Source organism: Parerythrobacter aestuarii (assembly GCF_030140925.1).
Taxonomy (GTDB): Bacteria; Pseudomonadota; Alphaproteobacteria; order Sphingomonadales; family Sphingomonadaceae; genus Parerythrobacter; species Parerythrobacter aestuarii.
In genome coordinates, this window is sequence record NZ_JARBWD010000001.1 from 2,261,857 (window position 1) to 2,273,811 (window position 11,955).

Below are 11,955 nucleotides of genomic sequence, written 5' to 3' on the forward strand. Positions count from 1 at the left end.
TATTGAATGTCCATCCTCGTAAACAAAGACACCAAGGTCATCACCCAGGGTATGACCGGCAACACCGGTACCTTCCACACCCAGCAGGCGCTCGATTACGGGACGCAGATGGTCGCCGGTGTGACTCCCGGCAAGGGCGGCAGCGAGCATATTGGCCTGCCGCAGTTTGATACCGTGCGCGAGGCCAAGGAAGCGACCGGCGCGACCGCGACCTGCATCTATGTCCCGCCGCCCTTCGCGGCTGACGCGATCTGCGAAGCGATCGATGCCGAGATGGAGCTGATCGTCTGCATCACCGAAGGCATCCCGGTGCTCGACATGGTCCGCGCCAAGGCTGCGCTCAAGAGCAGCAAATCGCGCCTGATCGGCCCGAACTGCCCCGGCGTGTTGACCCCCAATGAATGCAAGATCGGCATCATGCCGGGCTCGATCTTCAAGAAGGGCAGCGTCGGCGTCGTCTCGCGCTCGGGCACGCTGACCTATGAAGCCGTGCATCAGACCACCATGGTCGGCCTGGGCCAGACCACTGCGGTCGGCATCGGCGGCGACCCCGTCAACGGCACCAACTTCATCGACGTGCTCGACATGTTCCTCGACGACGAGGAAACCAAGAGCATCATCATGATCGGCGAAATCGGCGGCAGCGCCGAGGAAGAAGCCGCCGAGTTCATCAAGCAGGAAGCTGCCAAGGGTCGCAAGAAGCCGATGGTCGGCTTCATCGCCGGCCGCACGGCACCTCCGGGCCGCCGCATGGGACACGCCGGCGCGATCGTCTCGGGCGGCCAGGGCGGCGCAGACGACAAGATCAAGGCGATGGAAGCCGCCGGCATTCGTGTCAGCCCCTCGCCCAGCGAACTCGGCACCACGCTCGACGCGATGCTGAAGGAAATGGCGTAGGTCCGATGTGCGTCCCCGCGAAGGCGGGGACCTCAGGCCGCCGGCGAAAGGGATGAAACCAGGCTATGTCTACATCCTCACTAACAAGCCAATGGGGGTCCTCTACATCGGCGTCACAGATGATCTTCCCGGCCGGATCGAGCAGCATCGATCTGGGGCCGTTTCGAGTTTCACGAAGACTTACAATTGCCACACGCTCGTCTGGTTTGAGGAATTCGAGAACATCCACGACGCACGCGCGTTCGAAAAGCAAATGAAGAAATGGAATCGCGCATGGAGAGTCAATCGGATCGTCGAGCGAAACCCGACATGGCGCGATCTGGCGAACGACTTGTAGCCGAGCGCCAGCGGCCTGAGGCCCCCGCCTTCGCGGGGGCTCACGGAGAATACTATGGGTAACGAGAGCCATGATTTCCTGCCCGAGATGGGCGACCAGGAAGGCCCGCAGCAAGGCCCCAGCTGGGGCAATCCTCGCTGGCTGGCCGAAGTTGTCGATAGTGATGCCGACCTGACGGCGGCGCTCGACCCGACGCAGATGAAGCTGGCCGTGGAAGCGGCGGCACAGAAAGCCGGGAAGGCGACCGATCCCAAGGCGATCGAGCGGGCTGCACAGGATTCGATCAGCGCGATGCTGCTGGTGCGCCTCTACCGCGTACGCGGGCACCTAGCCGCCAAGCTCGACCCGCTCGGCCTGTCGCACCGTGACGAGCCGGAGGACCTGAGCCTCAGGTGGCACGGCTTCGAAGGCCAGGAAGACAAGGAAGTCTATGTCGGCGGTGTGTTCGGTTTCGAATGGGTCACCGTCGGCGAGCTCTACCAGGCCCTGCGCCACACCTATTGCGGCCATGTCGGCCTCGAGTACATGCATATCTCGGACACCGAGGAACGCCGGTTCCTGCAGGACAAGTTCGAGAGCCCCGAAGATACCATCCACTTTACGCCGGAAGGCAAGCGGGCGATCCTGCAGGCGGTGATCCGCGGCGAGGAATACGAGAAGTACCTCGCCAAGAAATACGTCGGCACCAAGCGCTTCGGCCTCGATGGCGGCGAAGCGATGATCCCGGCGCTGGAAGCGGTCATCAAGTGGGGCGGCGTGCAGGGCGTGCGCGAGATCGTCTATGGCATGGCCCACCGCGGGCGGCTCAACGTGCTCGCGAATGTGATGGCCAAGCCCTACAAGGTCATCTTCCACGAATTCTCCGGCGGCAGCGCCAACCCCGACGATGTCGGCGGCTCAGGCGACGTGAAGTATCACCTCGGCACCAGCACCGACCGCGAGTTCGACGGGATCAAGGTGCATATGTCGCTGGTCCCCAACCCCAGCCACCTCGAAGCGGTCAACCCGGTCGTGCTCGGCAAGGTCCGCGCGCAGCAGGCAATCCGCGAGGACCTCGCCGCGCATGAGCAAGTGCTCCCTGTGCTGCTGCACGGCGATGCCGCTTTCGCCGGCCAGGGCATCGTGTGGGAGTGCCTCGGCTTCTCGGGCGTCAACGGCTACAACACCGGCGGCTGCATCCACTTCGTAATCAATAACCAGATTGGTTTTACTACCAGCCCCAAATTTGCCAGATCGTCACCCTATCCCAGCGACGTCGCCAAGGGCGTGCAGGCACCGATCCTGCATGTGAACGGCGACGATCCCGAAGCGGTGACCTTCGCCTGCAAGCTGGCGGTCGAATACCGCCAGAAGTTCAAGCGCGACATCGTGATCGACATGTGGTGCTATCGCCGCTTCGGCCACAACGAAGGCGACGAGCCGAGCTTCACCCAGCCGCTGATGTACGCCGCGATCAAGAACCACCCGCGGGTGAGCGAGATCTATTCCGAAGAGCTGATCCGCCAGGGCGTGATCGAGCAGGGCACTGCCCCTGCCCTTCGCGACGAATTCATCGCCCAGCTCGACGAGGAGTTCGAAGCCTCCAAGAGCTACAAGCCCAATGAAGCCGACTGGTTCGGCGGCCGCTGGGCGGGCCTCAACAAGCCGGCCGATCCGGAAACCGCGCGCCGCAATGTCGAAACCGCGATCGAGAAGAAGCTGTTCGACAGCCTCGGCAAAACACTGACCACGGTTCCGGACAACCTCACTCCGCACAAGACGCTGCTGCGCGTGCTCGATGCCAAGCGCGAGATGTTCGACAACGGCGACGGCTTCGACTGGGCCACCGCCGAAGCGCTCGCCTATGGCAGCCTCGTGACCGAAGGCTTCGGAGTACGGTTGTCAGGCCAGGATTCCGGACGCGGTACCTTCAGCCAGCGTCATGCAGTGTGGGTCGACCAGAACAGCGAGGAAAAATACATCCCGCTGTGCCAGCTCCCGCATGGCAAGTTCGAGGTCTATGACAGCCCCCTGTCGGAGTACGGCGTGCTCGGCTTCGAATACGGCTTCGCGCTGGCCGATCCGAAAACGCTAGTGCTTTGGGAAGCGCAGTTCGGCGACTTTGCCAATGGCGCGCAGATCATGATCGACCAGTTCATCGCCGCCGGCGAAGCCAAGTGGCTGCGCGCCAATGGCCTCGTGCTGCTGCTGCCGCATGGCTACGAAGGCCAGGGCCCGGAGCACAGCTCGGCCCGGCTCGAACGCTTCCTGCAGCTATGCGCGAACGACAATATCCAGGTCTGCAACATCACCACCCCGGCGAACTATTTCCATGTGTTGCGCCGACAAATGCTGCGCCCGTTCCGCAAGCCGCTGGTGATCATGACCCCCAAGAGCCTGCTGCGCCATCCGCTCGCCAAGAGCAGCGCGGAAGAGTTCATGGGCGAACATCACTTCATGCGGATCAAGTCCGATCTCACGGAAATCGACGACAAGAAGGTCAAACGCCTCGTACTGTGCAGCGGCAAGGTCGCATACGACCTGATGCAGAAGCGCGACGATGAAGGGCTGGAAGACGTCTCTGTCGTTCGCATCGAGCAGCTCTATCCCTTCCCCGGCGAACCGCTGGCCGTCAGGCTCAAGCGGATGACCAACCTCGAAAGCGTCATCTGGTGCCAGGAAGAGCCCAAGAACAACGGCAGTTGGTTCTTCGTTGAAGAAAAGATCGAACGCGCGCTGACCGTAGCCGGGCATGATGGCATGCGCCCTCGCTACGCAGGGCGCGATGTCGCGGCATCGCCCGCCACCGGTTTTGCCAAGCGTCACCAGGAACAGCAGGAAGCGCTGGTCGCCGACGCACTGGGTATCGACACCGCTGCATCCACCACCAAGTCCACAAAGAAGAAGGCCTGATCCATCATGGCTACTGACATCACAGTCCCCCAGCTCGGTGAATCGGTCACCGAAGGCACCATCGGCGAATGGCTGAAGCAGCCCGGCGATGCCGTGGCCTTGGACGAACCCATCGCCAGTCTCGAGACCGACAAGGTCGCGGTCGAGGTGCCCTCGCCTGTTGCCGGCGTTATTGCCGAGCTGAAGGCCGAAGTCGGCGATACGGTCGAAGTCGGTGCGGTCATCGCCACGGTCGAGGAAGGCGGCACGCCCGCAGCCAAGAGCGAGAGCAGCGCACCTGCTCCCTCGCCCAGCCCCGCACCTGCCCCGGCACCTGCCCCCGCGTCGGAGGACGACGGCTCGGTCACCATGTCACCGGCCGTGCGCCGCGCGGTATTGGAGCACGGCGTCGACCCGACCACCATCAAGGGCACTGGCAAGGACGGCCGCCTGACCAAGGAAGACGTGGTTGCCGCGGCCAAGGCCAAGACTGCAGCTCCGGCCCCATCGGAAAGCGCGCCTGCACCGGCCCCGGCTGCCACTGGCGGCGCGCGCCGCGAGGAACGGGTCAAGATGACCCGCATGCGCCAGACCATCGCCAAGCGTTTGAAGGGCGCGCAAGACAATGCCGCGCTGCTCACGACCTTCAACGATGTCGATATGTCGGCGGTGATCGAAGCGCGCACCAAGTACAAGGACCTGTTCGCCAAGAAGCACGACATCCGACTCGGCTTCATGGGCTTCTTCGCCAAGGCCGCATGCCTTGCGCTGAAGGACGTGCCAGCCGTCAACGCCTATATCGAAGGCGATGAGATCGTTTATCACGACTATGTCGATATCTCGGTCGCGGTCAGCGCGCCCAACGGTCTTGTCGTCCCGGTCATTCGCGATTGCCAGGACAAGGGCTTCGCGCAGATCGAGAAAGACATCGCCGATTTCGGCAAGCGAGCCAAGGAAGGCACGCTGACGATGGACGACATGAAGGGCGGTACCTTCACCATCTCCAACGGCGGCGTGTTCGGCAGCCTGATGTCGACCCCGATCATCAACCCGCCGCAGAGCGCCGTGTTGGGCCTCCACCGCATCGAAGACCGCCCGGTGGCGGTGAACGGCCAGGTCGTGATCCGCCCGATGATGTATATCGCGCTCAGCTACGACCACCGCCTGATCGACGGCCGCGAAGCCGTGACCGCACTCAAGATCATCAAGGAAGCGATCGAAGATCCGACCCGGATGCTGATCGATTTGTGATGTGAGCGTCTACTGCACCCTTTACAGCGAAGCTGACGCGGAAATCAGGCTTGAGCTCGAGCGGCGATGGGGCGTGCTCGACTACCTGTTCTCACAATGCGGCGGTGATCATTCCGATTTCCTCAATCGCGAGTGGGAGGAGCTTGCCCCGGAAGCGCATCGCATTGGGGCAGCTGACGCAGCGGCGATAGCAACCTGGCTCGAAGCGACGAGCGACGCCGATTTCATGGACGCGTTCGATCCGAAAGCCATGGCGGCGGCGGAAGTGTATGGCGGTGATCAGCTGGATCAGCTGGGACCACTTTTAGAGAGCTACCGCTCGCAGCTGGTCAACGACATTAGCCAGATGCGCCAATTCATGATTGGCATCCGCCAGTCCGGCGACAATGTGATTCGAGTACTAGCCTGACGGAAGGCAAAAGAGAGACTTATGGCTGAATACGACTACGACGTCCTTGTTATCGGCGCTGGCCCAGGTGGCTATGTCGCCGCAATCCGCGCGGCGCAGCTGGGGCTGAAGACCGCTTGCGCCGAGGGCCGCGAAACGCTGGGCGGGACTTGCCTCAACGTCGGCTGTATCCCGTCGAAAGCGATGCTCCATGCGTCGGAATATTTCGATGCCGCCGCCAATGGCACGATGGCCGATATGGGCATCGACGTGAAGCCCAAGCTCAACCTCGACAAGATGCATGGCCAGCGGATCGACGCGGTTGACGGCCTCACCAAGGGCATCGAATTCCTGTTCAAGAAGAACAAGGTCGACTGGAAAAAGGGCTATGCCACTTTCGAGGATGCGCACACCGTCAAGGTCGGTGACGAGACGGTCACCGCCAAGAATATCGTGATCGCGACCGGCTCTTCGGTCACCCCCCTGCCCGGCGTCGATGTGGACAATGACAAGGGCGTGGTGGTCGATTCCACCGGCGCGCTCGAGCTCAAATCCGTACCCAAGAAAATGGTCGTCATCGGCGGCGGCGTGATCGGGCTCGAGCTTGGCAGCGTCTGGCGGCGGCTTGGCGCGGAAGTCACCTGCATCGAATTCCTCGATGAGATCCTGCCCGGCATGGACGGCGATGTGCGCAAGGAAGCGCGCAAGATCTTCAAGAAGCAGGGCATCGAATTCAAGCTTTCGACCAAGGTCACCGGCGTGACGGTCAAAGGCAAGAAGGCCACGCTCACGCTTGAACCTGCCGCAGGTGGCGACGCGGAAACGATGGAAGCCGATTGCGTTCTCGTGTCCATCGGACGGCGTCCCAACACCGATGGCCTGGGGCTCGATGCCATCGGCCTCGAAACCAACCAGCGTGGCCAGATCGAGACGGACCATGACTTCCGCACCAAGGTCGATGGCGTCTGGGCCATCGGCGACGTGATCCCCGGCCCGATGCTGGCGCACAAGGCCGAGGATGAAGGCATCGCCGTGGCGGAAAACATTGCCGGGCAGACCGGCATCGTGAACCACGATGTCATCCCCAGCGTCGTCTATACCCTGCCCGAAATCGCCGGGGTCGGCCTGACCACCGAACAGGCGATCGAGAAGGCCGGCGGCGACAAGGCCAAGGTCAAGATCGGCAAATTCCCGATGGCCGCCAACAGCCGCGCCAAGACCAACCACGAGCCCGATGGCTTCGTGAAGGTCATCGCCGATGCAGAAACCGACCGCGTGCTGGGCGTATGGGCCATCGCCAGCGTGGCCGGAACGATGATCGCCGAAGCGGGCATCGCAATGGAATTCGGCGCGACGAGCGAAGACATCGCCTACACCTGCCACGCCCACCCGACCCACGCCGAAGCGATGAAGGAAGCGGCCATGGGCGTGACCGGCAAACCGATCCATATTTGATCTTCGAATCGCTTTTTTTCGCGTCATTGCGAGCGTAGCGAAGCAATCCAGAGCAGTTTGCTGTAAGGCTCTGGAGTGCCGCGTCGCCTGCGGCTCCTCGCAATGACGGGAAAGTAGGATGACCATGCCGCCCTTCCACCTCGCCTTCCCGGTCCATTGCCTCACAGCGGCGCGCGCCTTCTACGGCGAGCTGCTCGGTTGCCCTGAAGGACGCTCCTCCGACGAATGGATCGATTTCGATTTCCATGGGCACCAGATCGTGGCGCACCTGGCGCCCTCGCCCAGCAGCGATGCGGCGAGCAACCATGTCGATGGGCACGGCGTGCCGGTGCCGCATTTCGGGCTGGTGCTGGGCATGGCAGACTGGCGGGCAATGGCGGATCGGCTGACCACCGCCGGGGTCGAGTTCGTGATCGAGCCGACGATCCGCTTTGCCGGCGAGCCCGGCGAGCAGGCGACGATGTTCTTCCGCGATCCCAGTGGCAATGCGCTGGAGATCAAGGCCATGGCGAACCCCGCCAACCTGTTCGCAAAATAGCGGCTTTGCGGCTCTCCCCGCGCGTGGCAGGATGCATGCCGAGGGAGAGACACACATGGCTTATCCGCATCTGACCGACGAACCGGGCGGGATCGCAACCGCCACCCAAATTCGCGAGGGGCATATCTCGCCGCTGGAAGCGGTCGATGCCATGATCGCGCGGATCGAAAAGCTCGATCCTGCCATTAACGCCGTTGTGGTGCGCGACTTCGACCGTGCGCGCAGCGCCGCCAAGGCGATGGACGGGTTGGACATCATGCCGCACCAGCCGCTGTTCGGCGTACCGATGACGATCAAGGAGAGCTTCGCCATCGGCGGGCTGCCCAGCTGCTGGGGCTTCAAGGAATACGAAGGCCAGCTGCAGGATGCCGATTCCACTGTCGTGCGCCAGCTCAAGGCGGCAGGCGCGATCTTCCTCGGCAAGACCAATGTCCCCCCGGCCCTGGCTGACTGGCAGAGCACCAACCCGGTCTATGGCCGCACCGGCAACCCGCATGACACCAGTCGCAGTCCAGGCGGATCCTCGGGCGGATCGGCAGCGGCGGTGGCGAGCGGGATGTCGCCGCTGGAGTATGGTACCGACATCGGCGGCTCGGTCCGCGTCCCTGCGCATTTCTGCGGCGTATGGGGGCACAAGACCAGCTGGGGGCTCGTGTCGAAGCAAGGCCATGACCACCCCGCTTTCAAGGGTACTGACGCCCACGATGGCGTGCTGAGCATCGCCGGGCCGATCACCCGCAATGCAGACGATCTCGCGCTGCTGCTTGAACTCACCGCCATCCTGCCGCTGCGGCGGCACGAGAAGCCGCTCAAGGATTGCCGCTTCCTATTGCTGGCCGAACACCCGGTCAGCGAAGTCGATGCCGGGGTGCGCGGTCCGATCGAAGCGGCGGTGGATTCCATGCGCAAGGCCGGGATCACTGTCGATGATCACAGCCCAGACCTGCCCGACCTTGCCGGCGACCATGGTGCCTATATGCGAATGCTCAATATCGCCATGGCGCGCGGGGCCCCGGCCCCGGATGGCAGTGTTGCGAGCGCAGCAGACTGGTTCGACCTGCTCGATCTTCAGGCGCGGTGTGAGCTGAGCTGGGCAAACCTTTTCGAAAGCTACGATTTTGTCTTGGCACCGCCGGCACCGGTGCTCGCCATCGAAGCAGTCGAGGGGCAATCCTTCCAAGGCGATACGCTGATCAACGGGCAGATGGTCCCTGCCGCCAACGGACTCGCCTGGGCCGGAATCGCTACATTTCCCAACCTGCCCTCGACGGTCTTGCCAGTCGGCGGGACCGGCAACCTGCCGTGCGGGATGCAGGTGATCGGCCCTCGCTGGGCCGACTTCGATTGCATCGCGGCGGCCAAGGCCATAGGGGCGCTCCTGCACGGCTGACAGGAGGACCCATGGCCCGCAAATTGTGGATGCAGCGCTTCGCCAAATGGCACATCTGGCTTGGATGGCTGGTCGGCGTGCCAGTGCTGATGTGGACGCTGACCGGGCTTGTCATGGTGATCAAGCCGATCGAGGAAGTCCGCGGCAACCATTTGCGGGTCGAAGTGGAAGAGCAAGCGCTTCCCCCCGAGACCAATATCGCCATTGCCCTGCCGACCGATCCAGCCAGCAAAGTCCGGTCGGTGACCACTGCCATGCAGGGCGGCCGCGCCATCACCACGCTCGCCTATGCGGATGGCACGCTGGAGCGCTACGACGCAGACGGCCGGAAGCTCTCGCCACTAACCGATGTGGAAGCGCGCCTGCTGGTGGCTGAGCAGATCAAGGGCGGCGACAGGGTACAAAGCGTCACCGCTTTCTCTGCCGACGCAGTCCCGTTCGATTTCCGCCGCCCGGTCGATGTCTGGCAGGTCGCGTTGGCGGACGGCACGCATGTCTATGTCGGGCAGCATACCGGCAAGATTGAATCCGTGCGCACACGCTGGTGGCGGGTATTCGATTTCATGTGGGGCCTGCACATCATGGATTTGCAGATGCGCGAAGACACCTCGCACCCAATCCTGATCCTGTTCGCCATCCTCGGCGTGATCGGGTCGCTGCTCGGATGCATCCTGATGTTCCGCCGCCGCAAGGCCCGCGTTCGCGCCTGAGATGGTGGAAGCGCAGGTCATCCTGACTCCACTGCTCGACGGGCTCGACCTCGTCGGGGTGGCGGTGTTTGCGCTTTCGGGCGCGCTGATCGCGGCCAAGGAACGCCAGACCTTCGTCACGCTTGCCTTCTTCGCGCTTATCACCGGCGTCGGCGGGGGCACCGTGCGCGACTTGCTGATCGGCGCACCGGTGTTCTGGATCAGCGATCCGTGGGTGGCAGCAGCCTGCCTGGCGGTGGCACTGCTGGTGTGGCTCACGCCTACTCGCTGGTGGGACGGCAAGCTGCTCGACTATGCCGACGGCATTGGGCTGACCGCCTATGCCGTGCTTGGGAGCGCCAAGGCGGTCAGCTATGGTATCCCGCCGGTCCCGGCGATGATGATGGGCGTGGTGACGGGGACAGTCGGCGGGGTTATCCGTGACGTTGTCGCGGGCCGCCCTTCGATCCTGATGCGGCCGGAGCTCTATGTGACGGCGGCTGCGCTGTCTGCCAGCCTGTGCGTGCTGGGCGAATGGCTCAAGCTGCCGCGCGAGATCAGTTGGACCGGGGCGACACTGGCGGGGCTGGCCCTGCGCAGTGCCGCAATCCGGTTCAACCTGTCGCTGCCGGCCTATAACGAGCGGATGGCAGCCACCGATGCCGAAGCACGTGAGGCTGTCCCGCCTGCGGACTAGCCGCCGAGATCGCCGTCGATTTCTTCACCCGGCAGCGGACCGCCCGGATAGCTCGGCCGCGGTCCTTCGGGCGCAACCAGTGGAGCGTCCTGACCGGCCTGGGCCTGGCGGGCACGAGAATAATCATCGTCTGCCCACTGTTTGTCGTCGGCTTTCTCGGCGCCGCTGTAGTCATTCGAAGCGCCTGAGAAGCTGCCAGCATAGTCGATCCGGTCGATGCGCCCATCGCCGCTGACGCTGCAGGTAAAGCCATTGCCGTCATAAAGCCGACCGCTGACCTGCCAGCCTTCGCCTGAGCGGCTCACGCTGTCGACACTGTCGACCCGGACATCGCGCTCGATGGCGCTGGTGCAGGTGCTGACCGCCCGGTCGAGATTGCTCGACTGGTAACGGCGCGGGTTGTCATCGCGATATTGACGATCCTGATAACGGCGATCCTGGTAGCGGCGATCATCATAGCGATCGCGGCGCTTGTTGTTGCTGGCGGCACTGGCAATGGCGGCGATGCCGCCAAGGATGGCGATCCCCGCGATGACATCACCGGCATCGACGCGGTTGCGATGACGCCAGCGGCGATGGCGCTCTGCCGTGTCCTGGGCCGTGTCATATCCGGTTTGCGCATAGTCGCTGCGCTGGCTGGATACCGGCAGGTCAGCTGCTGCAACCGGCGTTGCGAGCATCGAAAGCGTGGCCGAGGCCAGCGCAACGGTCTTGAGATGGGTCATGTCAGCACCCCCTGTGCTTGGAAGCGGCATGGCAGCCGCTGTGGTGGAATCGAGCTAGGCGGCCCCGGCTGTCACCAGCCTGAACCGCCCAACCCGGGAGAAGATGGTTCTCATCGATCAGTGGAGTCCACGGATACCGCTGAAGTCGACAGAAGCACCGCGTCCACGCTCGATGTAGCAAGTGAACTTGCCCTTGTCGTAGCCACGCTCGGACTGGCGATAGCGGTAACGATCATTGTAGCGGTAGCGATCGTCATAGCGACCGCGGTAGTTGTAGCCTTGGTAGCCGTAGCCACGCTGGCCATCGACCACGATGCGGCCCTTCACGCGCCAGCCGTAGCGGGTGTCGTCGACATCGCGGATGTCAGTGACATTGGCGAAACGATAGCCATAACGGCGAGCTTCGCGTTCCGCAGCATTGACGCAGCGCTCGACGGCACGGCGCGGGTTGTTGCCGCGTTGGCGCCAGGCATTGCTGCGATAGGCTCGACGGTCATTGTAATAGCGTCCGTCGCGATCCCTGCTCGCTGCCGAGGCAATGGCAGCGATCCCACCGAGGATCACGGCACCGGCAATGACATCGCCGGCACTGATCCCGCCATCGCGGTCACGGTGTTCGGCCATTGCAGGAGTCGCGGACACCGCCAGCGCACCTGCGGCGACGGTTCCGATCAGGGCTTTGGATACGGTCTTTTTCATGTCTGGTCCTCGCTCTGC

12 protein-coding genes are annotated in these 11,955 nt (G+C 63.4%); 10 read left to right on the top strand and 2 right to left on the bottom strand.

Features of this window, described 5'->3' with window-relative positions; translation table 11 throughout:
• The first annotated feature begins 6 nt into the window (after positions 1 to 6).
• The 10 genes from sucD (at position 7) to QPW08_RS11045 (ending at position 10,513) form a co-directional block, all read left to right on the top strand.
• Positions 7 to 897, top strand: coding sequence for a succinate--CoA ligase subunit alpha (gene sucD, locus QPW08_RS11000; RefSeq protein WP_284125855.1), 891 nt, complete (start codon positions 7 to 9; stop codon positions 895 to 897).
• A 52-nt stretch (positions 898 to 949) separates the two neighbouring features.
• Positions 950 to 1,234 (top strand): GIY-YIG nuclease family protein, encoded by a 285-nt coding sequence (locus QPW08_RS11005; protein WP_284125856.1) that lies wholly within the window; start codon positions 950 to 952, stop codon positions 1,232 to 1,234.
• A 54-nt stretch (positions 1,235 to 1,288) separates the two neighbouring features.
• Positions 1,289 to 4,126: a 2-oxoglutarate dehydrogenase E1 component gene (locus tag QPW08_RS11010; protein ID WP_284125857.1), complete on the top strand. Its 2,838-nt coding sequence runs from the start codon at positions 1,289 to 1,291 to the stop codon at positions 4,124 to 4,126.
• 6 nt (positions 4,127 to 4,132) lie between these two features.
• Positions 4,133 to 5,356: a 2-oxoglutarate dehydrogenase complex dihydrolipoyllysine-residue succinyltransferase gene (odhB, locus tag QPW08_RS11015; protein ID WP_284125858.1), complete on the top strand. Its 1,224-nt coding sequence runs from the start codon at positions 4,133 to 4,135 to the stop codon at positions 5,354 to 5,356.
• A gap of 1 nt (position 5,357) precedes the next feature.
• Positions 5,358 to 5,765: a DUF1877 family protein gene (locus tag QPW08_RS11020; RefSeq protein ID WP_284125859.1), complete on the top strand. Its 408-nt coding sequence runs from the start codon at positions 5,358 to 5,360 to the stop codon at positions 5,763 to 5,765.
• 21 nt (positions 5,766 to 5,786) lie between these two features.
• Complete coding sequence (lpdA, locus tag QPW08_RS11025; protein ID WP_284125860.1) at positions 5,787 to 7,199, top strand: dihydrolipoyl dehydrogenase; 1,413 nt, start codon at positions 5,787 to 5,789, stop codon at positions 7,197 to 7,199.
• Positions 7,200 to 7,317: 118 nt separating this feature from the next.
• A complete protein-coding gene (locus QPW08_RS11030) occupies positions 7,318 to 7,737 on the top strand; it encodes a VOC family protein (protein WP_284125861.1) in 420 nt (139 codons plus the stop codon).
• Between the two features lie 55 nt (positions 7,738 to 7,792).
• Complete coding sequence (locus QPW08_RS11035; protein WP_284125862.1) at positions 7,793 to 9,127, top strand: amidase family protein; 1,335 nt, start codon at positions 7,793 to 7,795, stop codon at positions 9,125 to 9,127.
• Between the two features lie 11 nt (positions 9,128 to 9,138).
• Positions 9,139 to 9,837 (top strand): PepSY domain-containing protein, encoded by a 699-nt coding sequence (locus QPW08_RS11040; protein ID WP_284125863.1) that lies wholly within the window; start codon positions 9,139 to 9,141, stop codon positions 9,835 to 9,837.
• A gap of 1 nt (position 9,838) precedes the next feature.
• Complete coding sequence (locus tag QPW08_RS11045; protein ID WP_284125864.1) at positions 9,839 to 10,513, top strand: trimeric intracellular cation channel family protein; 675 nt, start codon at positions 9,839 to 9,841, stop codon at positions 10,511 to 10,513.
• On the opposite strand, the gene QPW08_RS11050 is transcribed toward QPW08_RS11045, so the two are convergent.
• Together QPW08_RS11050 and QPW08_RS11055 are read right to left on the bottom strand one after the other, a co-directional pair.
• Positions 10,510 to 11,238, bottom strand: a complete 729-nt coding sequence (locus tag QPW08_RS11050; protein ID WP_284125865.1) for a hypothetical protein — start codon at positions 11,236 to 11,238, stop codon at positions 10,510 to 10,512. The genes QPW08_RS11045 and QPW08_RS11050 overlap by 4 nt on opposite strands.
• Before the next feature lie 117 nt (positions 11,239 to 11,355).
• Positions 11,356 to 11,937 carry a hypothetical protein gene (locus QPW08_RS11055; RefSeq protein WP_284125866.1) on the bottom strand — a complete coding sequence of 194 codons (582 nt, stop codon included), beginning with the start codon at positions 11,935 to 11,937 and terminating at the stop codon, positions 11,356 to 11,358.
• Positions 11,938 to 11,955: the final 18 nt, after the last annotated feature.